Here is a 23,717-nt window from a genome sequence, read left to right on the forward strand (position 1 = left end):
CGCGCCGGAGCGGTGGCAGGCGCCGGTGCGGCGGGGGCCGGTGCGGCAGGCGCGGCAGCGACAGGAGCGGGCTCGGGAGCGGCGACGGGCGCCTCCTGCACCGGCGCCGGAGCGGCGGCGGGAACGGCTTCGGCCGGCGCGGGCGCCTCGGTCGACGGCGTCACGACCTCCGCCGGCTGCTCGGCCGACGGCGCCGCCGGAGCGGGCTCGGCAGCGGCAGGAGCCGGTTCGGCCGCCGGAGCGGCGGCCGGTGCCTCGGCGGCGGCCGGGGCCGGAGCGCTCTCCTCGGCGGGCGCCTCGGGCGCGGCAGGCGCCGCGGCGGCGGATCCGTCACCGATCGTCACCAGCGCGGTGCCGACCTCGACCGTCTCGTCTTCCTGCACGAGGATGGCCTCGATCACCCCCGCCACCGGCGAGGGGATCTCGGTGTCGACCTTGTCGGTCGAGACCTCGAGCAGAGGCTCGTCGACCTCCACGCGGTCGCCGACGTTCTTGAGCCAGCGGGTGACCGTACCCTCCGTGACACTCTCACCGAGTGCGGGAAGGTTGACGGATTCGCTCATGAGCTTGTCTCCTTATGAAACCGTTCGTAACTGTTGCCGAAGTGGCAGGACTAGATGGCGTGCAGGGGTTTTCCGGCCAGAGCGAGGTGTGCTTCGCCGAGCGCCTCGTTCTGCGTGGGGTGTGCGTGGATGAGCGACGCCACGTCTTCCGGGTATGCCTCCCAGTTCACGATCAGCTGACCCTCTCCGATCAACTCTCCCACGCGGGCACCGATCATGTGGATACCGATGACCGGCCCGTCGTTGACGCGCACGACCTTCACCGATCCGGTGGTGCCGATGATGTGGCTCTTGCCGTTGCCGGCGAGGTTGTAGTCGTAGCTCGAGATCTCGTCGGCGCCGTACTTCTCGGCCGCCTTCGCCTCGGTCAGGCCCACGGAGGCGACCTCGGGGTCGGAGTAGGTGACCTTCGGGATGTTGACGTCTTCGACGACCTGCGGGTTCAACCCTGCGATCTCCTCGGCCACGAAGATGCCCTGCTGGAACCCGCGGTGCGCGAGCTGCAGGCCGGGCACGATGTCGCCGACGGCGTAGACGCCGGGAACGCTCGTCTCGAGGCGGTCGTTGGTGATGACGAAGCCGCGGTCGACGGTGACGCCGGCCTCTTCGAAGCCGAGTCCCTGCGTCGACGGCCCACGGCCCACGGCGACGAGCAGCAGCTCGCCCTCGAAGGTCTTGCCGTCTTCGAGGCTGACCACGACGCCGTTCTCGTCTTGCGTGACGCCCGAGAAGCGGGTGCCGAGGTTGAAGGCGATGCCGCGCTTGCGGAACGCGCGCTCGAACTGCTTGCTGATGGCCTCGTCTTCGTTGGGCACCAGGTGCGGCAGGGCTTCGACGATGGTGACGTCGGCGCCGAACGACTTCCACACGCTCGCGAACTCGACGCCGATCACGCCGCCGCCGAGGATGACGACCTTCTGCGGCACGAAGTCGAGCGTGAGGGCCTGCTCCGAGGTGATGACCCGGCCGCCGATCTCGAGGCCAGGAAGGGTGCGCGAGTAGGAGCCGGTGGCCAGCACGATCTTCTTGCCCACGATGGTGTCGTCGCCGACCTGCACGGTGGTCGGCGACGTGAGCCGGCCCTCGCCGAGGATCGTCGTGATGCCACGTGCTTTGACCAGGCCTTCGAGGCCCTTGTACTTCGACGAGACGATGCCCTCGCGGTAGGCGGTGACGGCCGCGATGTCGACGCCGTGGAAGTCGGTGTTGATGCCGTACTTCGCCGACTCGCGCGAGACATCCGCGACCTCGGCCGAGTGCAGCAACGCCTTGGTGGGGATGCAGCCCCGGTGCAGACAGGTTCCGCCGACTTTGTCTTTTTCGATCATCGCCACCGAGAATCCCAGCTGGCTGGCCCGCAACGCGGCTGCATAGCCGCCGCTGCCGCCGCCGAGGACCACAATGTCAAAATTCTGTTCCGACACCAAGCAACTCCCTCGTGCATCAGTATCCGCCTGCGCCATCGACTCACGACGGAGGACGGAAGATGGGCGAGATTTTTTCGCCCATACGACCTTACTACGCGCGTGAGTAGCGCTCGGCAAATCGGACGAGCGTGCGCACGGCCACTCCGGTCGGTCCTTTCGGGGTGAATCCGTAGCCCGAGTCCTTATTGAGGGCCGGTCCGGCGATGTCGAGATGCACCCACGGGATCTTGTCGCCCGCGGCGTCGGTGCCGACGAACTCCTCGAGGAACACGCCCGCCACGAGCATGCCGCCGGCGGTGTTGCCGGGCTTCACGTTCGCGATGTCGGCGATGTCGGATGCCAGCAACGGGCGCAGTTCGGCCGGCAGCGGCATCGGCCACATCGGCTCGCCGACCTCGCGTGCCGCCGCGACGACCGACGCCGTGAGCTCCTCGTCTCCCATCGCTCCCACGTAGCGGTTGCCGAGCGCCACGATCGCGGCCCCGGTGAGGGTGGCGACGTCGATGATCGCGTCGGGGTTCTCCTCGCTCGCGGCCACGAGCCCGTCGGCCATCACGAGGCGCCCCTCGGCATCCGTGTTCAGCACCTCGACGGTGCGGCCGCCGTGGATGGTGAGCACGTCGCCCGGGCGGATTGCGTCGCCCGACGGCATGTTCTCGGCCAGGCACAGCCACGCCGTGAGGCGCACGGCGAGCCCGAGGTCGGCAGCGGCGAGCACGGCCGCGAGCACCGTCGCGGCGCCGGCCATGTCGTCTTTCATGCCGATCATCGAGATCGGCGGCTTCAGCGACAGCCCGCCGGTGTCGAAGGTGATGCCCTTGCCCACGAGCGCGATGTGCTTCGTGGCGCCGGCGGGGGAGTAGTCCACCCGCACCAGGCGCGGCAGGCGCGTGGAGCCCTGCCCGACTCCGGCGATGCCGCCGAATCCGCCCGCGACGAGGGCGTCGAAGTCCCACTCGGTGACCTCGAGCGGCCGGTCGGCCGCGAGCGCGCCGACCCGCTCGGCGAAGACCTCGGGGTAGAGGTCGAGCGCCGGGATGTTCACGAGGTCGCGCACGAGGGCGACGGCGTCGACGGATGCGCGGGCGCGGGCGAGCACACGCGTCGCCGCCTCCGAGCCGGCCGGCACCGCGGCCGCCACGATCTCGATCTCGCGCGGGCCGCTCTCGTCGTCGCGCGGGCTTCCGGTGCCGCGGTAGTCGCTGAAGTCGTACGACCCGAGACCGGCGCCCTCGACGATCGCCTCGACCTCGGCGACGTCGTCGGCGTCGAGGTCGATCACCAGCCGGTCGCGGCCGGGCACGCGCCGGGCGGCGACGCCCGCCGCGTAACGCAGGTCGTCGGCACCGGGCTCGGTCGTGCCGAGTCCGACCACCGCGACGCTCTTGACCGTCAGGCCGCCCGGCGCCGGCAGGCGCACGAGCTCATCCTTCTTGCCTGAGAAGCCGATCGCGGCAAGCCCCGCGGCGATCGCCTCGCCGAGGGCGCCGAGGGTGCCGTGCGCGTTCCGCACCGAGATCTCGTCGCCCGACTTCACCCCCGCCAGCACGAGGATCTCGTCGCCGGTGAACGCGGTTTCGGGGGAGCGCAGGGTGATCGGTGCCGTAGTCATCCGGCAATGCTATCGACGCAGCCCCCGGTATTCCCGACTGCTGTTCGCTCTCGGCATGCCACGCGAACCCGGTCGCCCGCGACCGGCCGGTTTAGAGTTGTCGCATGGAACAACCGAGCGGACTCTATGAAGTCGTGGCCGATGCAGGCCTCGTTCCCGACGGTTTGAACCTCGTGGCGGCCCTCACCGGTTTCACCGACGCGGGGGGCGCTGTCGGTCAACTGGGCGAATACCTGCTCGACAACCTCGACAACCGGGTAATCGTCGAGTTCGACACCGACACCCTGCTCGACTACCGCGCCCGCCGGCCGATCATCACGTTCGACGAAGACCACCTGAGCGACTACGAGCCCCAGACCCTGCGGCTCTACCTGATGACCGACGAACTCGGCCAGCGATTCCTCTTTCTCAACGGCTTCGAACCCGACTTCCAGTGGGAGCGGTTCACGGCCGCCGTCATCGAGCTCGTGCAGCTGTTCCACGTCAAGACCACCACCTGGGTGCACGCCATCCCCATGCCGGTGCCGCACACGCGCCCGATCAGCGTGACGGTCAGCGGCAACCGCATCGAGCTCATCGACGCCATGTCGGTCTGGCGCCCCAGCACGCAGGCGCCGGCCAACGCTCTGCACCTGGTGGAATACCGCCTGCAGGAGCTCGGCCACCCCATCGCCGGGTTCGTGCTGCTCGTTCCGCACTACCTGGCCGACACCGAATACCCAGTTACGGCGCTCGTCGCCCTCGAGAGCATCAGCTCGGCGACCGGGCTCATCTTCCCCACCGACCGGCTGCGCGAAGAGGGCCGCGTGTTCGCCGGCAAGATCGACGAACAGGTCGAGTCGAACGCCGAGCTGGCCCGTCTCGTGCACACCCTCGAAGAGCGCCACGACACCTACATGGAGGGCACGAGCCTCCGTTCGCCCCTCACCGACGTCGACGGCGAACTGCCGTCGGCCGACGAGATCGCCGACGAACTCGAGCGCTTCCTCGCCGGCAACCGCCCGGGCGACGACTTCCCGTCGGGCGACGGCCGGCCGCTCTGACCGCATCCGGCGCCGCTCTGCGCGCGACCGGGGCCGCAGCCTCGGCGACTCCCGCCACAGCCCGCGACCTGGCTGCCTGATCCGGTTCCGGATGCCGCGCCGGTAGACTCGGGGCAGTGAACTCCCGTCGATCCTGGCTCGTCTTCGCCGTCGGCGTGTTCGCCTACATGGCTGCCGTGCTCCAGCGCACGACGCTCGGTGTCGCCGGCGTGTCGGCCGCCGACCGGTTCGACACCTCGGCCGCGCTGCTGTCGAGTCTCGCCGTGGTGCAGCTGATCGTCTACGCCGGGCTGCAGATTCCGATCGGTCTGTTGATCGATCGGGTCGGCCCGAAGCTGCTGATCGTCTCGGGGAGCGCGGTGATGGTGGCGGGTCAGCTCGTGCTGGCCTTCGCGCCGAGCATCTCGATCGCGATCGTCGGCCGCATCCTGGTGGGTGCGGGCGACGCCGCCGTGTTCATCTCGCTGATCCGGTTGATCAACTCCTGGTTCAGCGGCCGCACGGTTCCGCTGCTCTCGCAGTGGACCGGCAACGTCGGCGCCATCGGGCAGATCCTCTCCGCCCTGCCGTTCGCGTGGATCCTGCACCAGAACGGCTGGACGGCGGCGTTCAGCTCCGCGGCCGCGGTGTCGCTCGTCGCCCTGGTGCTGGCCGTGATCCTGCTGGCCAACCGGCCGGCCGACGTCGCCGAGCCTCCCCGCGCCGCCTCCATCCGTGAGGCGCTGCACGGCCTCGGCCAGACCCTCCGGCGCCCGGGCACGCAGCTCGGTTTCTGGTCGCACTACACCACGCAGTCGTCGGGCACCGTGTTCGCGCTGTTCTGGGGGTTCCCGTTCATGGTGTCGGCGCTCGGCTTCGACGAGTCGCTCGCGTCGTTCCTGCTCGTGCTGATCGTGCTCGCGGGCCTCGTCGCCGGCCCCGTGCTCGGCATCCTGACGGCCCGCTTCCCCTTGCGGCGCTCCAATCTGGTGCTCGGCATCACGGCACTGCTCGGACTGGTGTGGGCCGTCGTGCTGCTCTGGCCCGGCACGCCACCGGTCTGGCTGATCGTCGTGCTCGTCATCGCCCTCGGCGTCGGCGGCCCGGGTTCGCTGATCGGCTTCGACTTCGCGCGATCGTTCAACCCCATCCGGTCGCTCGGGTCGGCCAACGGCATCGTGAACGTCGGTGGCTTCACGGCGAGCTTCGTCACGATGTTCGTCATCGGTGTTCTGCTCGACGCCCAGTTCGACGCCGGGGTGAGCGCCACCCTCTACGACCTCGACGCGTTCCGGCGGGCGTTCGCCGTGCAGTACCTCATCATCGGCTTCGGAGTGGTCATGCTCGTTCTCGCACGGCGAAAGACCAGGCGCCAGCTCGAGGAGGACGAGGGAATATCCGTGGGCCCCATTTGGGTTGCACTCTACAGAGCGTGGAAGCGCCGGGGGGCGTGAACGGCAAGCGGCCCACCCATTCCATGCAATAATTGATGATGTAGACCCGTTCCTGTGCACGGATGCGACCGCTCTTGCGGGCGCGAGAAATCCCGCACTTGACATGGGTCTTAGTAATGTCCAAAAACATCTTCACGCGTCCGGCGTCTTGCCGGGGGATCGTCACTCTCCCCACTGAGATCGCGTGGCATGAAAGGTGAACTAATGGCCACCCCCAAGTCCGCAGACACCCTCGAGAAGGCAACGGCGCCTGACGAGGTCGCGTCGGTCGCGAAGGCCCCCGCGGCCAAACGCGCCCCGGCGAAGAAGACCGCTGCCAAGGCAGCCCCCAAGAAGGCGACCAAGGCGGCCGCCAAGGCCGGCGACGCCGACGAGATCGATCCCGAAGACGACGTCGAGGTCACGGATGACGTGATCGAGGTCGTCGATGAGGTCGTCGTCGACGACGAGACGGCCGACACCGACACCGACACCGACGACGACTCCGTGGCGAAGCCCGCGGTAGCCGAAGAGGCGCTGCCCACGGGAGCGCTCGTGCTGTCGCTCGTCGACGACGAAGACGACGTGCCGGTCTACTCGACCACCATCACGGGTGCGACCGCCGACCCGGTGAAGGACTACCTGAAGCAGATCGGAAAGGTCGCTCTGCTGAACGCGGCCGAAGAGGTCGAGCTCGCCATGCGCATCGAGGCGGGTCTGTTCGCCGAAGACAAGCTGGCGAACACCGAGAACCTCACCCCGTCGCTGAAGCGCGAGCTGCAGTGGGTCGCCAAAGACGGTCAGCGCGCGAAGAGCCACCTGCTCGGCGCGAACCTGCGCCTCGTGGTCTCGCTCGCGAAGCGCTACACCGGTCGTGGCATGCAATTCCTCGACCTGATCCAGGAGGGCAACCTGGGCCTCATCCGTGCGGTCGAGAAGTTCGACTACACCAAGGGCTTCAAGTTCTCGACCTACGCGACCTGGTGGATCCGCCAGGCCATCACCCGCGCCATGGCCGACCAGGCGCGCACCATCCGCATCCCGGTGCACATGGTCGAGGTCATCAACAAGCTGGCCCGCGTGCAGCGCCAGATGCTGCAAGACCTCGGTCGCGAGCCCACGCCCGAGGAGCTCAGCCGCGAACTCGACATGACCCCCGAGAAGGTCGTCGAGGTGCAGAAGTACGGCCGTGAGCCCATCTCGCTGCACACGCCGCTGGGTGAAGACGGCGACAGCGAGTTCGGTGACCTGATCGAAGACACCGAGGCCGTCGTTCCGGCCGACGCCGTGGGCTTCACCATGCTGCAGAAGCAGCTGGAGTCGCTGCTCGACTCGCTCTCCGAGCGCGAGGCCGGCGTCATCCGCATGCGGTTCGGCCTCGGCGACGGCATGCCGAAGACGCTCGACCAGATCGGCGACACTTTCGGCGTCACGCGCGAGCGCATCCGCCAGATCGAGTCGAAGACGATGGCGAAGCTGCGCCACCCGTCGCGGTCGCAGTCGCTGCGCGACTACCTCGAGTAGGCCGGTGGCCATCCGCACCACCGCGGCCGTGCTCGTCGGGCGGGCCGTTCGCGTCGCCGCGCGCCTGCGCGGCGGCGGCTCGGCCATCCCCGGCAACATCGCCCTCAAGATCGACCCGGGCTTCCTCGAGCGCACGATCGCGTCGATCCCCGACGGCGTCGTCGCCGTGTCGGGCTCGAACGGCAAGTCGACCACCACCAACATGCTGGCCGCCATCATCCGTGCGCACGGGCTGAAGGTGTTCACCAACCCGTCGGGTGGCAACCTGCCGCAGGGCATCGCGTCGGCGCTGCTCTCCGAGGTCACCGTGAGCGGGCGCCTCGACGCCGACATCGCCATCCTCGAGATCGACGAGGGCTACGGCACACGGCTCGCCGAGCTTCTGAAGCCCAAGACCGTGCTGCTGCTCAACATCCAGATCGACCAGCTGAACCGCTACCACGAGCCCGACCGCGTCGCCGCGATGCTCGGCAGGGTGGCCGCCGCGTCGACCGACGGGCTGATCCTCAACCGCGAAGACAACTTCCTTGTCGACCTCGACGCGCAGATCCCCGGCCGGCCCTCCCGCACCGTCTCGTTCTTCGGCGGGGTGCCGAGCCTCGTCGACGGGGCGAGCCACGGCGTGGCGTCAGCCGACCGGTTCGGCGCGGCATCCGCTGTTCCCGGGTCTCGCCCAGCGGCGGTCGAGGTGGTCGCCCTCGACGGCGCTCGCGCCACCCTGGCCATCACCCCCGTGGGCACGCCCGACGGCGACACGGATGCCGCCGCCCGCACCGAGATCGAGGTGCGCCTTCCGGCTCGGGGCATGCACTACGCGCTCGACGCTGCCGGCGCCGCCGCGGCCGCGCGGAGCGTGCTCGGCGACCGGTTCCGCCCCGAGCTCGTCAGCCGAGCCCTCGACACGCTCGAGACCGTCTACGGCCGCGGCGAGCTGCTCGAGGTGGAGGGCGAGCAGATCGAGATCATCATGATGAAGAACCCGGCCAGCCTGCAGCTCAACCTCGACTCGCTCGAGACCGCGCCGGAGCAGGTCTTCCTCGCGGTCGACGAGGGCACGCCCGATCCGTCGTGGATCTACGACATCGACTTCTCGGCCCTCGACCACGTCGACGGAATCACCGGCTCGAAGGCCTGGCAGTTCGCCGTGCGGTTCGGCTACCTCGGCATCCCGGTGGTCGCCGTCGACCTCGACGTGAAGGCGGCCCTCAAGCAGTTCCTGGCGCTGCCGCGCCCGGCAAGCGGTCACAAGGTGATGATCTTGAACTACGAGCAGATGATGCTGATCCGCAAGATCCTGGGCTTCAAGGAGCTCGAGGGCGGGGGAGCCGCGTGATGGCCGCCGCTCCGCAGACACTGCGCATCCTGCACTTGTTCCCGCGCCTGCTGGGCCTGAACGGCGAGAGCGGCAACGTCGACATCCTGCGGCTCCGCAGCGAGTGGCGCGGCCTGCCGGTCGAGGTCATCGCCTACGACGGGGGCGCGCCGCTGCGCTTCGACGACGCCGACCTGGTATTCATCGGCAGCGGGCCGGTCTCGGCCGAGCTGCTGGCGCATCCGCTCGTTCTGGCGATCGCTCCCGACCTGAAGCAGCTGGCCGCCGACGGCCGGCCGTTCCTCGCCATCGGCGCCGGCTTCCAACTGCTCGGCGACCGCATCACCCTCGAAGGCGGAGAGGTGCTCGAGGGCGCCGGCGTCTTTCCGATCACCACCCGCCACGGCGGCACGCGAGTGGTCGGCGACTTCGTGGTGGAGTCGCCGCGCCTCGGCACGGTCGTGGGCTTCGAGAACCGCGGGTCTTTCGTCGACGTCGGCCCGCACGGCACGCTCGGCCGGGTCGTCTACGGCCGCGGCAACACCGAGACGCCCGGCGAGGAGGGCTTCTGGGAGGACAACCTGCTCGGCACCCACATGCACGGCCCGATCCTGGCCAACAACCCAGGTCTCGCCGATTCGCTGCTCGACACCGCGCGCTCCCGCCGCGGGCTGCAGTACACGGATGCCGCCCCCGAGGCCCTGCGCTCGATCGACGAGCGCGCCCGCCACGCCCGCGGCACCATCGCCGCCTCACCGCTCAGCGAGTAGCGCCTTCGCGTCGGCACGGCATCAGCAAGGCGTCAGCACGGCGTCAGCCGTTCGACCGCGGGGCTGAGCGACGCCGGTCCTCCGAGCAGCACGACGTTGCGCGTGCCGTGCGACGCGAGCCGGGAGAGCACGTCGTTCGGAACGCAGTCTGACGGCACCACGTAGAGCGGATTCCTCTTGCTGCCGGCCAGAACACCTCCCGCGAGAGCGTCGGGGAAGTTCGCCCCCGTGGCGAAGTAGACGGTGCCGAAGTCGGCGCCGGTCAGGTCGTTCACCGCCACCGAGACCGCGTAACGGTCGGCGCCCTGGTAGCGGTCGACCGGCCGGATGGCCGTGAGAGAGGTTTCGATGCCTCCGGAGACGGAAGCCGGGCCACCGATCACCGCGATCCAGGCCGGACGCAGCGCGGTCAGGGTGGCGATCGTGGGTGCGTCGGCCGAAGCGGCCGCTCCATCGACGAGAACGAGTGGGGAATACCACCACGCGGCGACCGGCCCTGCCGAGAGGGCGTCGGGGAACTTGGAACCGGTGGCGACGAAACCCGCTTGAGTGCCGATGGCCGGGAAGGCCGCAGCCGTGATCCGACGGCTCACCTCATAGCGGTCGGCGCCGCTGATGCGTGTGACGGAGGCCGAGCTCGCCGCCGCGCGCACGTCGGCGAGCACCGCATCGGGGATGCTTGCCGGCCCGCCCACCACCACGACGCGCTTCGGTGCGAGCGAGACCAGCTCGGCGGTGATCGCGGCAGTCAGCCCACTGGAGGGCACGAGCAAGAGCACGCCCTGCTCCCGCACCACCGCCGGGCCGGCACTCAGCGCATCCGGAAAGTCGTTGCCGGTCGCCAGGTAGACCACGTCGGCTCGCGACCTGGTGGCCTGCGCGATGCGCACCGCCTCCTCGAAGCGGTCGACGCCCGCGATGCGGCTCACCGAGATCGCCGACAACCCCGACCCGTCGCCGGCCACCGGGTCGGCCACAGGGTCGGCCACTGCACCGACGCCCGGGATCAACGCCGACAGCACCGTGCTGACGGCGACGAGCACGGACACTGCTCGAACACGCATGTGAGCTCTCTTCTCTGAGGTGCTCCCCGCCGTGAGTGGCCCCCTGGAGCGCACTCAGCCTAGCGATGCGTTCATGCCTTGTCGAGCATTGCTCAGATAATCACACGTCGATGCGGTCGCGCGAGAGCTTGTCGGAGCCCTGGATGATGAACTCCTTGCGCGGGGGCACCTCGTCGCCCATCAGCAGTTCGAACATCTTCTCGGCCACGGCGGCATCCGCCACACCCACGCGGCGCAGCGTGCGGTAGCGCTTGTCCATCGTGGTCGACGCGAGCTGGTCGGCATCCATCTCGCCGAGGCCCTTGTAGCGCTGGATGGGGTCTTGGTATTTGCGGCCCGACTTCTTGAGCGACGCGAGCACGCCCTGCAGCTCGGCTTCGGAGTAGGTGTAGATGGTCTCGTTCGGCTTGGTACCCGGGTTCATCACCACCACGCGGTGCAGGGGCGGCACGGCCGCATAGACCCGGCCGTCTTCGATCAGCGGCCGCATGTAGCGGAAGAACAGCGTGAGCAGCAGGGTGCGGATGTGCGCCCCGTCGACATCGGCGTCGCTCATCAGGATGATCTTGCCGTAGCGCGCGGCCGGCAGGTCGAAGGAGCGGCCGGAGCCGGCACCGATGACCTGGATGATCGAGGCGCACTCGGCGTTCGAGAGCATGTCGGCGATCGACGCCTTCTGCACGTTGAGGATCTTGCCGCGAATGGGCAGCAGCGCCTGGAACTCGCTGTTGCGGGCGAGCTTCGCCGTGCCGAGCGCCGAGTCGCCCTCGACGATGAACAGCTCGCTCTGCGCCACGTCAGACGACCGGCAGTCGACCAATTTCGCCGGCAACGACGACGACTCGAGGGCGTTCTTGCGCCGCTGGGTCTCTTTGTGGGCGCGCGCGGAGATGCGCGACTTCATCTCGGCCACGACCTTGTCGAGCACGAGCGCCGACTGCGCCTTGTCGTCGCGTTTGGGCGACGCGAACCGGTCGGCGAGCCCCTTGGTGACCACCTGCGAGACGATGTTGCGCACGGCGGGCGTGCCGAGGATCTCTTTGGTCTGCCCCTCGAACTGCGGCTCGGGCAGGCGCACGGTGAGCACCGCCGTGAGGCCCGCGAGCACGTCTTCTTTGTCGAGCTTGTCGTTGCCGACCTTGAGGCGGCGGGCGTTCGCCTCGACCGTCTGGCGCAGGAACTTCAGCAGCCCGGTCTCGAAACCGGCCTGATGGGTGCCGCCCTTGGGAGTCGAGATGATGTTGACGAAGCTCTTGAAGGCCGTGTCGTAGCCGATTCCCCAGCGCAGCGCCAGGTCGACGGTGCACTCGCGGGTGAGTTCGGTGGGGATCATGGCGCCCGCGTCGGAGAGCACGGGCACGGTTTCTTTGAACTGCCCGGACCCCTGGATGCGCCAGATGTCGGTGAGCGGTGCATCCGCGGCGAGGTGCTCGACGAACTCCGAGATGCCGCCCTCGAACCGGAACGTCTCGCTCACGCGCTGCTCGCCCCGGTCGTCGTCGATCTCGATCTTGAGGCCGGGCACGAGGAAGGCGGTCTGCCGGGCCCGCACGAGAAGGTCGTCGGTGAGGAACTCGGCGCCCTTGGTGAAGATCTGCCGGTCGGCCCAGTAGCGCACCCGGGTGCCGGTGACGCCCTTGGCGACCTTGCCGACCACGCGCAGTTCGCTCTTCTTCTCGAACGGCGTGAACGGCGCATCCGGGCTCGCGGGGTTAGTGCCGTCGGCGAACACACCCGGCTCACCGCGATGGAACGACATCGCCCAGGTCTTGCCGTCGCGGTCGACCTCCACGTCGAGCCGTTCGGAGAGGGCGTTGACGACCGACGCGCCGACACCGTGCAGACCTCCGGATGCCGCGTAGGAGCCCGACCCGAACTTGCCACCCGCGTGCAGCTTGGTGAACACCACCTCGACGCCCGACAGACCCGTCTTCGGCTCGATGTCGACGGGGATGCCGCGCGCGGTGTCGCGCACCTCGACGCTGCCGTCGCCGTGCAGCACCACGTCGATCTCGGTGCCGTGGCCGCCGAGCGCCTCGTCGACGGAGTTGTCGATGATCTCCCAGAGGCAGTGCATGAGCCCGCGGGAGTCGGTGGAGCCGATGTACATGCCGGGCCGCTTGCGAACCGCCTCGAGCCCTTCGAGAACGGACAGGTGCCGGGCAGAGTAGTCGGACGGTGATGCCACCGGGTCTCCTTCGGGTCGAGCAGCGGGGCGCACGGGCGGCCTCGATCTCCAAGGCTAACCGCCGCGGGCACCCGCTCCGGCGCACGACACCCACCGGGTATTCCCGGTACGCGCACAGCGAAACACAGGGCGATTGACGCCTGGCTGTTACAGAAGAGTGATTGGATGTGTCTACCAGTCAGTTCTCGTTCGAGTCGCTAAGGAGCCGAAGATGCAGTCAGTTGCCGCAGAAACCAGCGCTGTCTCCGATCTGGAGAACGCATATCAGCTCACAGCGGCCGACCGCTGTGACAGCTGTGGAGCGCAGGCCTACATCAAGGTCGACATGCCGTCCGGCGGAGAACTGTTGTTCTGCGCCCACCACGGCCGCAAATACCAGGAGAAGCTCTCTCAGGTCGCCACCGGTTGGCACGACGAGTCGGCCAAGCTGAACGACCGCCCGTAAGAGTCTTCACGCACGACGTGCCGAAGGGCCCGCACCGCGACTGAGTCGCGGGGCGGGCCCTTCGTCGTGCCGCCGGTGTTGCCTGGCGGCCGTGCCTCGCGGTTATGCTTTGCGGCCGTGTCGATAGCCGGGGCGGCGGCCAGTCAGAGGCGCGCGGCGCCGATCGACCCCACCACGCCGCCGAGGGCGACGCCTGACGCGTCGCGCTTGGCGCCGGCCTCGGGCAGGGTGCGTGCCGATCCGTCGGTGCCGACCGCCAGCGCCGGTGCACGGCCCGCCCAGGCGACCGTGAGCACGTCTTCGCCCTTCAAGAAGCGGTGGGCGCGCACGCCGCCGGTCGCCCGGCCCTTCGGCGGGAACTCGGCGAAGTCGGAGACCTTGCCCGAACCCGGGTCGGTGCCGGCCAGGGTCGCCGTGCTGCCCGAGACGGTGACGACGACCGACTCCTCGCCGTCGGGAACCGAACCGAACCAGATGACGGATGCCCCGGAGCCGAGGTTGATGCCGGCCATGCCGCCCGCCGAGGTGCCCTGCGGTCGCACGCTGGCCTGGAAGAACCGCAGCAGCTGGGCGTCGGAGGTGATGAACACGAGCTCGTCGTCGTCGGAGTGCTGAGCGACCCCCACGACGCGGTCGCCGGGCTTCAGGGCGATCAGCTCGAAGTCGGGCCGCGCCGGGTAGGCGCCAGGCGCCACCCGCTTCACGACCCCCTGGGCCGTGCCGAGGGCGATGGGCACCGGTGAGGCCAGCGACACGAGCCCCACGATCTTCTCGCGCTTGCCGTCGATGGCCAGGTAGTCGCCGACCTTCACACCGGCGGCGAGTTGCACCGAGTTCGCGGGCACGGCGGGCAGGTCCATCACCGGCATCCGGATGAGCCGGCCGGTGTCGGTGACCGCGCCCACCTCTCCGCGGCGGGTGGTGTCGACCTGGCTGCGGATGGCGTCGTGCCGGCTGCGGCGCACGCTCACGGCGGGGCCGTCGGCGCGGTCGTCGTCGCCGTCTTCGCGATCGACGCGCACCACCCGGCCGGTGGTCGAGAGGTAGATCGTGCAGGGCACGTCGGCCACCTCGAGCACGGGCTGCGCCTTCTTCGAGGTGGTCGCGAGCGACGGACGGGCCTCGGTGAGCATCGTGCGACGGGGCGTGCCGAACTTCTCGGCCACCTCGTCGAGCTCGTCGGAGACCGTCTTGCGCAGCAGGGCGGGGCTCGCGAGCAGCTCTTCGAGGAACGCGATCTCCTCCCGCAGCCGGTCGCGCTCCGACTCGAGCTCGATGCGCGAGAACTTGGTGAGTCGCCGCAGCCGGAGTTCGAGGATGTACTCGGCCTGCAGCACGCTCAACTCGAACACCTCGATCAGGCGCGAGCGGGCGGCATCCGTGTCGTCGCTCGTGCGGATGACCTGGATGACCTCGTCGATGTCGAGGATGGCGATGAGGAGCCCCTCCACCAGGTGCAGGCGCTCGCGCCGGCGGTCGAGGCGGTAGCGGGTGCGGCGGGTGACCACGTCGATGCGGTGGTTGACGTAGACGACGAGCAGGTCGCGCAGCCCGAGCGTGAGCGGCCCGCCGTCGACCAGGGCGACGTTGTTGATGTTGAAGCTGTCTTCGAGCGGGGTCAGCTTGTAGAGCTGTTCGAGCACGGCTTCGGGGTTGAAACCGGTCTTGATGCCGATGACCAGACGCAGCCCATGGGTGCGGTCGGTCAGGTCGGTGACGTCGCTGATGCCCTGGATCTTCTTCGAGGTGACGCCGTCTTTGATCTTGGCGATGACCTTCTCGGGGCCGACGAGGTAGGGCAGCTCGGTCACCACGAGGCCGGTCTTGCGGGGGCTGAGGTTCTCGATCGACACCTTGGCGCGGGTCTTGAAGCTGCCCCGGCCGGTCTCATAGGCGTCGCGCACGCCTGCGAGACCCACGATCGTGCCGCCGCCCGGCAGGTCCGGGCCGGGGATGAACGACATCAGATCGTCGAGCGAGGCATCCGGATGCTCGATCAGATACCGCGCGCCCGCAACGACCTCGATCAGGTTGTGCGGCGCCATGTTGGTGGCCATGCCCACCGCGATGCCGGTGGTGCCGTTCACGAGCAGGTTGGGGATGGCGGAGGGCAGCACGTCGGGCTGGGTGAGCTGGTTGTCGTAGTTGGGCACGAAGTCGACGACGTCTTCGTCGAGGCCCTCCACCATGGTCATGGCGGTGGCGTCGAGGCGGGCCTCGGTGTAGCGCGAGGCGGCGGGGCCGTCGTCGAGCGAGCCGAAGTTACCGTGGCCGTCGATCAGCGGCACCCTCATCGTCCACGACTGTGCCAGGCGCACGAGGGCGTCGTAGATGGCCGAGTCGCCGTGGGGGTGCAGCTTGCCCATCACCTCGCCCACCACGCGTGCGCTCTTCACGTGGCCGCGGTCGGGCCGCAGCCCCATGTCGCTCATCATGTAGAGGATGCGGCGCTGCACCGGCTTCAGGCCGTCACGCGCGTCGGGCAGGGCCCGGGAGTAGATGACGGAGTAGGCGTATTCGAGGAACGAGTCCTGCATCTCGGTCGACACGTCGACGTCGAGGATCTTCTCGACGGTCGTCTCGGTGGGCTCGTTCTTCGCTGCTGTCATTCCTGTTTTTCTCGAACGTTTCGCGCTCCGGCGGCACCGGGTGAGTGGTCGGAGCGGAGTGCGGGGTCGTGTGCCAGACTTGGCCGAATGTCCACCATGCTACCGACGCGCACGCCCGACGAGCCGACGCTCGCCGACGTGTTGCCGAGTTGCGTGCTGTCGCTCGCGGGCCGCACCAACCGCCTGGCGCTGCCGCCGGCCGACCGCGCCCTCGTGGTGCTCGTCGACGGCCTCGGTGCCGCCGCCCTGCGGGGCCGGGCCGGGCATGCGCGACTGCTCGCGGGGGCGCTCACCAAGCGGTCCACCATCACGAGCGGGTTCCCGACCACCACGGCGGCGGCCCTCGCGACCCTCGCCACGGGCGGGCGGCCCGGTGAGCACGGCATCGTGGGCTACACCGCCCTCGTGCCGGCCGCCGGCGGGGTGGTGAACCAGCTCTCGGGCTGGTCGGCCGACATGCCCCCGGCCACCTGGCAGCGTCTGCCCACGGTGTTCGAGCAACTCGCCGAGGCCGGCATCCCCTCGAACACGGTCGGCCCCGGCAAGTACGCCGACTCCGGGCTCACGCACGCCATCCTCCGCGGCGCCGACTACGTGGCCGCCGGCACGATCGCCGAGCGGTTCGCCGCGGCGCGACGCCTGTTCGATGGGGGCGGCAAGCGCCTGGTCTACCTCTACGTTCCCGAACTCGACCAGATCTCGCACGCCAAGGGCTGGGAATCAGACCGCTGGCTCACCACCCTCGAAACCCTCGACGCCGAGTTCGGCCGGTTCTCGTCGACGCTCCGCCGCGACGAGGGGATGCTGCTCACCGCCGATCACGGCGTGGTCGACGTGCCGCCGAGCGGCCACATCCTGTTCGGCGACGACGAGGCGCTCGTCGCCCAGGTGGCGCATGTCGGGGGAGACCCTCGGTGCGTGCAGCTCTACCTCGAGCCCGACGCCGCTCCGGATGCCGCCGACCGCCTGGCCGAGGCCTGGCGCGCCCGCGAAGGCGGCCGGGCCTGGATCGCCACCCGCGCCGAGGCGATCGACGCCGGCTGGTTCGGACCGGTCGACCCCGAGGTCGAGCCGCGCATCGGCGACGTCATCGTGGCGGCCCGCAAGCTCGTGGCCTACTACGACGGGCGCGGGGGCGACACGACCGGCCAGTCGATGATCGGCCAGCACGGCTCGCTCACGCCCGAGGAGACGATGGTGCCCCTGCTGCGCGAGGGCGCCTACCGGCTCTAACCGCGGTTCTGGTGGGCCCGACGTATGGCGGCGCGCTCAGGCCGGGTCGTCGTCGGACCGCGCGCCGAAGACGATCTCGTCCCAGCTCGGCATCGCGGCTCGCTGACGTTTCGGCGAACTCTGGCGGGAGCCGGACCCCTGCCCGCCCGAACCCTGCGCGGCTGAGCCGGGCGCGCCCGACTCCGACCGGGGCGGCGCCATCAATTCCGTCTCGAGGCCCTCGAGCGGGGTGTCGAACGGCTCGGCCACGGCGCGCGGGCCGCCGAAGATGGTCGGCTCCTCGGGCTGGGGGTCGAACGACGCGGCCTCACGCTCCCCGCGCCGGCGCCGCAGCGCCTCGAGCAGATCGGCGGTCTGGTTGTGGTCGTTCGTGTCGGCGGTGTCGGGCGCGCGCTTGATGGCGAAACCGTCGTAGGGCCGGCCGTGCTCGCGGCTGGGGCGGGCGGGAAGAGCGGATGCCGCAGGCACCTCGACCACGGGCTGCGCCGGCGCTTCGGGTTCTGCCTCGGCCTCGGCCGCGGCATCCGGTGCCGGCGTGACGACCGGCTCGGGCTCGGGCGCTCGCTCGACCGACGCGAAGGCGCCGCTGTCGAAGCGGGCGGCATCGACCTCGGAGGAGTTCGAGACGGCCCGCAGCCGCGGGATGAGGCCCTCGGTGAGCTCGCCGTGGCGCGAGAGCGTGGTGGCCTCGCTGTTGAGCGGGCTGAGCACGTGACGCTTCGGGTCGAACTGCCAGCGAGCGTCGTGGTCGATCTCGCGCGAGGTGAAGGTGAGCTTCACGATCCACCCGGTCTCGTCTTTCCAGCTCGCCCAGCGCACGTCGCGGGCGTCGAGACCTTCGAGACGCTCGTCGAGCGCGTCGCCGAAGGTCGAGAGGGGTTCTTCGCCGAGCGGGTCGGCGGGAGTGGTGGGCTGCACGGCGACGCGCAGGGCCGAATCGACGATGAACTGGCGCTCGGCCACCACCGGGCCCTCGAAGCGTTCGACGTAGTCGACCGAGGCGCCGGTGAGTTCAGCCACCTCGAAAGCCGACAGGCCGGCCCTGATATGGGTCTGGATCTCGCGCGGCGAGACCTTCTTTCCGCCCTGGGCGGACGCGATGCCCTGACGGAGCCGGGATTGGAGAAGTTCGTCGATGACGATGCGAAAACGTTCGCCGCCGTCACTCGAGACGAGCAACGCACCGTTCTCGACTCCGATTACCGTCAAATCCTGCATGGTGAAAGGCCTCCAGAGGTCACTGTCCGCTTAGAGGATGACACGGGAGAGCCCCTGATCCGGGGAATGTTCTGGGCGTGCCGCAAGTTGATGGCGGCATGAGTATTTGATGCTCATGCGGCGGTTTGCTATTCCTGCCCGTTTGATGCAAACTAACGCCGCCGATTTCGTTAATGGGCTGTATTCAAGAAGTGGATGGGCATGGCGACTGATTACGACGCACCGCGTAAGACCGATGACGACTCCGACTCGATCGAAGCGCTGAAGGAGCGAGTTCCGGACAAGATGTCCGGCGTCGTAGATGTCGATGACGCCGACAACCCGGGTGGTTTCGAACTGCCCGGCGCCGACCTCTCCGATCTCGACCTCGACGTTGTCGTCCTGCCTCCGCAGGCCGACGAATTCACCTGCATCAGCTGCTTCCTGGTGAAGCACCGCTCGCAGATCGATCACGAAGAGAAGCTCGGAGCCATCTGCGTGGAGTGCGCCTCATAACGCACCCCTCGTGAGTGGCACGACCGGCCGCGGGCTCACGCCCGGCGGGCCGCCGTCACCGCATCGATGAACTCGCCGGGACGCCGGGTCGACACCAACCAGTAGGGTGTCGGATCCTGCGGATCGGCGATTTCCATTTTCACCACCGGGTCGATCCAGCCCCGGATGCACAGATAGGCCCGGGCGTCGAGCGAGCGCCCGCGCTGGGTCGTCGCCTCCTCGCCGCGGTAGCCCTCGCAGGCACCGACGAGCGCGGCGGGAATCGTGGCGCGCCCGACGCGCACCGTGCCGTTCTCGACGTCGAGCACCGGGGCGAGCCCGATCAGCAGCACGAGCAGCCCGCCGTAGAGCACCACACCCACCCCGGCGCCCACCAGCCAGCCCGAGCCGTCGCCGATCGGGGCGAACACGACGATGCTCGCCGGCAGCACCAGCGCGGTCGAGAGCAAGACCCAGAGCGAAGGAGAGAGCCTCTCCCGATAGTGCGACATGGCTCTATTCGATCATTCTTTCTGCACTACCCTCGACTCGTGACTTCTTCTGTCGAGATCCTCATCACCGCACAGAACGTGCCCGCCTACGCGCATCCGGGCGACGCGGGGGCCGACCTGCTCTCCACCGAGGCCCTCACTCTCGGGCCCGGCGAACGCCGCACCGTGGGCACCGGCGTGTCGATCGCGCTGCCCGACGGCTACGTCGCCTTCGTCGTGCCCCGCAGCGGGCTGGCGAGCAAGCACGGCATCACCGTGGTGAACGCCCCGGGCACCGTGGATGCCGGCTACCGCGGCGAGATCAAGGTCGCCCTCCTGAACACCGACAGTTCGGTGCCGTACGATATCGGCGTCGGCGACAGAATCGCGCAACTGATCGTGATGCCGGTGACGCGAGCCGTGTTCGTCCCCGTCGAGACGCTCCCCGGGAGCCATCGCGGTGAGGGCGGCTTCGGCTCCACCGGATATTCGTCGCCAACGAACGGAAACCAGTCATGAGCGACAACGAGATCGTGCCCGACGACCAGCAGCCCGACGACCTGGAGGTGCAGCCGGCCGCCGACCGCGACGCCAAGAGCGCGCCGCCCGAGCGCGCCACCGAAGGTCCGTTCGACGCCACCGAGGCCAACCCGGCCCGGCCCTACGTCGACCTGGGCGGAGTGAAGATCCTTCCCCGCGAGGGCCTCCACCTGAGGCTCGAGGTCGAAGAAGGCACCAACCGCGTGGTGGCCGTGGGCCTCGACTACGCCGGCTCCACCCTGCAGGTGCAGGCGTTCGCCGCGCCCCGGTCGACCGGCCTGTGGCACGAGATCCGCGAGCAGATCGAAGACCAGATCCTCAAGCAGGGCGGCAAGAGCACGGTGCAGCCCGGGCCGTTCGGCCCCGAGCTCATCGCCGGCGTGCCGGCCACGGCGCCCGACGGCAGCCAGGGCGTTCGGATGGCGCGGTTCATCGGCGTCGACGGCCCCCGGTGGCTGCTGCGCGGTGTGATCGCCGGCGAGGCGCTCACCAATCCCGCGGCGCAGACCGCGGTCGAAGACCTCTTCCGTAGCGTGGTCGTCGTTCGCGGCTCGTCGCCGATGCCGCCGCGCGACCTGATCCCGCTCACCATCCCGAAGACCGCGGCGACCGGCGGCGCGCAGACGGCGACTCCGTGACGACACCGCAGAACGAGCCTCCCGAGGAGCCGGCGGCATCCGCCCCGACCTTCTCCGAAGCCTTCGCCCAGGCGGCGCGCAACGCCGGCATCGGGCAGGTCGCGCCGGGTGAGACGCCGACCGGTGCGTCGTTGCTCAAGGCGATCGGCGGCATCCGGGGTCTCATCGAGTCGATTCTGCCGGGGCTCGCTTTTCTCGTGATCTTCACCTTCTCGAAGAACCTCGTGCTCGCCGTGACCGCACCGGTGGCCCTCTCGGTCGTGTTCGTGATCGTGCGCCTGGCGACCCGCAGTGCCGTGATGCCCGCCGTGGCCGGACTGCTCGGCGTGGGCATCTCGGCCGGTCTCGCCCTGTTCACCGGCCGGGCCGAAGACAACTTCGTCGTGGGCATCGTGATCAACTGCGTGTGCCTGGTGATCCTGCTGATCTCGCTGATCGCGAGGCGGCCGTTCATCGGCATCGTCGTGGGTCTTCTCGCCGGTGACGGAAACGGCTACCGCACCGACAAGGCGAAGTTCCGCGTGGTGCTCGTCGCGACCTGGTGCTGGGTGGGACTGTTCGCCGCACGGCTCGCGTTCGAGTTGCCGCTCTACTTCGCCGGCCAGACCGAGTTGCTCGGCTCGGTGAAGCTCATCATGGGTGTGCCGCTGTATGCCGCGCTGCTCTGGGTGACCTGGCTGCTCGTGCGTGCGGCCTACGCCAAACCCACGGCCGAGCGCTCCGCCGACATCCGCTGACCGCCCGCGAGATCGACGGAGCGGCTGCGGCGTGGGCGATGCGGGCGTGAACGGCGGTCTCTCCGAGGCCGAGGTCGCCGACCGGGTCGCCCGTGGGCTCACCAACGTCAGCTCCGATGCGACGTCGCGATCGGTGGCGAGCATTCTGCGCGAGAACATCTTCACCTTCTTCAACGCGATCCTCACCGTCTGCTTCGTGGCCGTGGCGTTGCTCGGCGATCTCGGCGACGGTCTGTTCTTCGGCATCGTGATCGTCAACTCGCTGATCGGCATCGTGCAGGAGCTGCGGGCGAAAGCGAGCCTCGAGAAGCTCGCGCTGCTCGCGGCGCCCGAGGCGGCCGTGCGGCGCGGTGGCGAGGTGATGGTGATCGCGCCCGAACAGGTGGTGCAAGACGACCTGCTGCTGCTGCGACCGGGCGACCAGGTGACGGCCGACGCGGTGATCGACAGCGTCGCCGACCTGCTGCTCGACGAATCGATGCTGACGGGGGAGTCGGAGCCGGTCGCCAAACGCCCCGGCGACACCCTGCTGTCGGGCTCGCTGGTGGTGTCGGGCACGGCCGAGGCGCGGGTGGTGGCGGTCGGCGAGCGCTCCTATGCCAACACCTTGACCCGCGAGATCAAACGGCACACCCTGGTGCACTCCGAGTTGAGGGCCGCGACCACCCGCATCCTGGTGTACCTCACCTGGATCCTCATCCCCGTCATCGCCGTGGTGATCGTCGGCCGGGTGTTCACCTACGGGGGAGCGAGCGGGCTCGACACCGTGTCGCTCGAATCGTGGCGCCTCGCCGCGCTCGACACGGTGGCGAGCGTCGTCGGCATGATCCCCGAGGGGCTCGTGCTGCTGACCAGCCTGGCGTTCGGGGTGGCCGTGATCCAGCTCGGGCGGCAGAAGGTGCTCGTGCAGGAGCTCGCGGCGGTCGAGGTGCTCGCGCGGGTCGACGTGCTGTGCCTCGACAAGACCGGAACCCTCACCACCGGCGAGATCGGCTTCGAGCGGCTGGTGACCCTCGATGCGACATTCCGCGACGACGAGCTCGACACGGTGCTGGGGCTGATCGCGAACGACGTCGCCGCCAACCAGACCGCCCTCGCGCTGCGGCCGCATTTCGTCGCGACCGACGCCGTGCTGATCGAGCGGCTGCCGTTCAACTCCCGCCGCGCCTTCAGCGCCGTCACCTTCGACCGGGCCGGCGAGCGGCAGACCTGGCTGCTCGGGGCGCCCGAGCGGCTGCTCGCCGCGTGGCCCGGCCACCTCGACGCCGCCATGACGATCGCCGCCGACGGGCGCCGCGCGCTCGCGCTCGGCCGGGGCACGGGCACGGCGTCCGACTACACCGACACCGTGACGCCCGACGGCGAGTTCCGGCCCGCCGCGATCGCCGTCTTCCACGAGTCGGTGCGACCGGATGCGCGGCCGACCCTCGACTACTTCGACCAGCAGGGCGTGCGGGTCGTGGTGCTCTCGGGCGACAACCCCGTGACCGTGGGAACGATCGCCGGCGAACTCGGGCTCGGATCCCTCGCCATCGACGCGAGCTCTCTCGACGGCGCGGAGGCAGTGATCGGGGCCCTCGCCGGCGCGAGCGTGTTCGGCCGCGTGGCGCCCGAACAGAAGCGCACCGTCGTGCACGCGCTGCAGCAGCAGGGCCACGTCGTGGCGATGACCGGAGACGGCGTCAACGACGCCATGGCGGTCAAAGACGCCGACCTCGGCATCGCCATGGGCAACGCGACGGCCGCGACCCGTGCGGTCTCGCGCATCGTGCTGCTCGAGGGCCGGTTCGACCGCCTGCCGACCGTGCTGTCGTATGCCCGGCGGGTGATCGCCAACGTCGAGCGGGTGTCGAACCTGTTCCTCACCAAGACCGTCTACGGCATCGTGCTCGCCCTCGTCAGCGCCATGCTGCTGTGGAAGTTCCCGTTTCTGCCCCGGCAGATGACGCTCGTGTCGTCGCTCGCCATCGGCATCCCGTCGTTCTTCCTGGCCTTGGCCCCGAACGCCCGCCGTTATCACCCCGGGGTGCTGAGGCGCATCCTGAGCTTCTCGATCCCCACCGGGCTCATCGCGTCGGCCGCCTGCATCGCGAGCTTCATCGTGTTGCGGTCGCTGCTGCCGCTCAGCCAGGCGCGGAGCCTCGCGACGGTCACCCTGTTCCTGGTGTCGCTGTGGGTGCTCTGCGTGCTCGCCCGGCCGCTCACGCGCTGGCGGCTCGTGCTGGTCGGCGCCGTGACGAGCGCCTTCGTGCTGGCGTTCGTGGTGCCGTTCGCCCGCGACTTCTTCGCCCTCGAGATCACCAGTGTGCCGGCATCCGTCTATGCCGTCGGGGTCGGCGTCGCCGGGGCGCTCGGGGTCGAGGGATGGTACCGGCTCGCCCGCCGTCGGGGACTCGTGTTCGATCGCGAATGAGAGT

20 protein-coding genes are annotated in these 23,717 nt (G+C 69.4%); 12 read left to right on the forward strand and 8 right to left on the reverse strand.

Features of this window, described 5'->3' with window-relative positions:
- The 3 genes from N1032_RS05485 to N1032_RS05495 form a co-directional block, all read right to left on the reverse strand.
- Positions 1–563: biotin/lipoyl-containing protein (locus N1032_RS05485; RefSeq protein WP_310795926.1), on the reverse strand; the 563-nt coding region annotated here is incomplete at its 3' end.
- A gap of 50 nt (positions 564–613) precedes the next feature.
- Positions 614–1,987, reverse strand: coding sequence for a dihydrolipoyl dehydrogenase (lpdA, locus tag N1032_RS05490; protein WP_259538002.1), 1,374 nt, complete (start codon positions 1,985–1,987; stop codon positions 614–616).
- A gap of 94 nt (positions 1,988–2,081) precedes the next feature.
- The gene (locus N1032_RS05495) at positions 2,082–3,602 is read right to left on the reverse strand and encodes a leucyl aminopeptidase (protein ID WP_259538003.1); all 1,521 of its coding nucleotides are present in this window, start codon (positions 3,600–3,602) and stop codon (positions 2,082–2,084) included.
- A gap of 104 nt (positions 3,603–3,706) precedes the next feature.
- On the opposite strand from N1032_RS05495, the gene N1032_RS05500 reads away from it, so the two are divergent.
- From N1032_RS05500 to N1032_RS05520, 5 genes are all read left to right on the forward strand, one after another.
- Positions 3,707–4,645, forward strand: coding sequence for a proteasome assembly chaperone family protein (locus N1032_RS05500; RefSeq protein ID WP_259538004.1), 939 nt, complete (start codon positions 3,707–3,709; stop codon positions 4,643–4,645).
- 116 nt (positions 4,646–4,761) lie between these two features.
- Entirely contained in the window at positions 4,762–6,078 is a 1,317-nt protein-coding gene (locus N1032_RS05505) for an MFS transporter (RefSeq protein WP_259538005.1), read from the forward strand.
- Between the two features lie 204 nt (positions 6,079–6,282).
- Positions 6,283–7,581, forward strand: a complete 1,299-nt coding sequence (locus N1032_RS05510) for an RNA polymerase sigma factor (protein WP_259538006.1) — start codon at positions 6,283–6,285, stop codon at positions 7,579–7,581.
- 4 nt (positions 7,582–7,585) lie between these two features.
- Positions 7,586–8,914, forward strand: a complete 1,329-nt coding sequence (locus N1032_RS05515) for a MurT ligase domain-containing protein (RefSeq protein WP_259538007.1) — start codon at positions 7,586–7,588, stop codon at positions 8,912–8,914.
- On the forward strand, positions 8,914–9,663 hold the full coding sequence (locus N1032_RS05520; RefSeq protein WP_259538008.1) for a type 1 glutamine amidotransferase: 750 nt from the start codon (positions 8,914–8,916) through the stop codon (positions 9,661–9,663). The genes N1032_RS05515 and N1032_RS05520 overlap by 1 nt, the downstream gene beginning before the upstream one ends.
- A 32-nt stretch (positions 9,664–9,695) precedes the next feature.
- Here the strand turns inward: N1032_RS05520 and N1032_RS05525 are convergent, their stop codons facing one another.
- Positions 9,696–10,727, reverse strand: coding sequence for a cell wall-binding repeat-containing protein (locus tag N1032_RS05525; protein WP_259538009.1), 1,032 nt, complete (start codon positions 10,725–10,727; stop codon positions 9,696–9,698).
- Between the two features lie 100 nt (positions 10,728–10,827).
- Positions 10,828–12,915: a DNA gyrase/topoisomerase IV subunit B gene (locus N1032_RS05530; protein WP_259538010.1), complete on the reverse strand. Its 2,088-nt coding sequence runs from the start codon at positions 12,913–12,915 to the stop codon at positions 10,828–10,830.
- Between the two features lie 211 nt (positions 12,916–13,126).
- Here N1032_RS05530 and N1032_RS05535 point away from each other — a divergent pair, with 211 nt between their 5' ends.
- Complete coding sequence (locus tag N1032_RS05535) at positions 13,127–13,360, forward strand: DUF7455 domain-containing protein (protein ID WP_259538011.1); 234 nt, start codon at positions 13,127–13,129, stop codon at positions 13,358–13,360.
- Positions 13,361–13,503: 143 nt separating this feature from the next.
- Here the strand turns inward: N1032_RS05535 and N1032_RS05540 are convergent, their stop codons facing one another.
- Positions 13,504–15,969 carry a DNA gyrase/topoisomerase IV subunit A gene (locus N1032_RS05540; protein ID WP_259538012.1) on the reverse strand — a complete coding sequence of 822 codons (2,466 nt, stop codon included), beginning with the start codon at positions 15,967–15,969 and terminating at the stop codon, positions 13,504–13,506.
- Between the two features lie 87 nt (positions 15,970–16,056).
- Here N1032_RS05540 and N1032_RS05545 point away from each other — a divergent pair, with 87 nt between their 5' ends.
- The gene (locus N1032_RS05545) at positions 16,057–17,202 is read left to right on the forward strand and encodes an alkaline phosphatase family protein (RefSeq protein WP_259538013.1); all 1,146 of its coding nucleotides are present in this window, start codon (positions 16,057–16,059) and stop codon (positions 17,200–17,202) included.
- Positions 17,203–17,238: 36 nt separating this feature from the next.
- Here the strand turns inward: N1032_RS05545 and sepH are convergent, their stop codons facing one another.
- A complete protein-coding gene (sepH, locus tag N1032_RS05550; RefSeq protein ID WP_259538014.1) occupies positions 17,239–18,420 on the reverse strand; it encodes a septation protein SepH in 1,182 nt (393 codons plus the stop codon).
- A 201-nt stretch (positions 18,421–18,621) separates the two neighbouring features.
- Between sepH and N1032_RS05555 the strand changes: the two genes are divergently transcribed.
- The gene (locus N1032_RS05555) at positions 18,622–18,915 is read left to right on the forward strand and encodes a DUF4193 domain-containing protein (RefSeq protein WP_022897746.1); all 294 of its coding nucleotides are present in this window, start codon (positions 18,622–18,624) and stop codon (positions 18,913–18,915) included.
- Positions 18,916–18,950: 35 nt separating this feature from the next.
- Here N1032_RS05555 and N1032_RS05560 read toward each other — a convergent pair whose 3' ends face one another.
- Complete coding sequence (locus tag N1032_RS05560) at positions 18,951–19,406, reverse strand: DUF3093 domain-containing protein (RefSeq protein WP_259538015.1); 456 nt, start codon at positions 19,404–19,406, stop codon at positions 18,951–18,953.
- Positions 19,407–19,445: 39 nt separating this feature from the next.
- Here N1032_RS05560 and dut point away from each other — a divergent pair, with 39 nt between their 5' ends.
- The 4 genes from dut to N1032_RS05580 are packed head-to-tail and all read left to right on the forward strand — an operon-like array spanning position 19,446 to position 23,713.
- Positions 19,446–19,904, forward strand: a complete 459-nt coding sequence (gene dut / locus N1032_RS05565) for a dUTP diphosphatase (RefSeq protein ID WP_259538017.1) — start codon at positions 19,446–19,448, stop codon at positions 19,902–19,904.
- On the forward strand, positions 19,901–20,563 hold the full coding sequence (locus tag N1032_RS05570) for a DUF3710 domain-containing protein (RefSeq protein ID WP_259538018.1): 663 nt from the start codon (positions 19,901–19,903) through the stop codon (positions 20,561–20,563). Before dut ends, N1032_RS05570 begins: the two co-directional genes overlap by 4 nt.
- The gene (locus N1032_RS05575) at positions 20,560–21,300 is read left to right on the forward strand and encodes a DUF3159 domain-containing protein (protein WP_259538019.1); all 741 of its coding nucleotides are present in this window, start codon (positions 20,560–20,562) and stop codon (positions 21,298–21,300) included. The genes N1032_RS05570 and N1032_RS05575 overlap by 4 nt, the downstream gene beginning before the upstream one ends.
- Positions 21,301–21,331: 31 nt before the next feature.
- Positions 21,332–23,713 (forward strand): HAD-IC family P-type ATPase, encoded by a 2,382-nt coding sequence (locus N1032_RS05580; protein ID WP_259538020.1) that lies wholly within the window; start codon positions 21,332–21,334, stop codon positions 23,711–23,713.
- Positions 23,714–23,717 lie beyond the last annotated feature (4 nt).

Source organism: Herbiconiux daphne, from assembly GCF_024979295.1.
Taxonomy (GTDB): Bacteria; Actinomycetota; Actinomycetes; order Actinomycetales; family Microbacteriaceae; genus Herbiconiux; species Herbiconiux daphnes.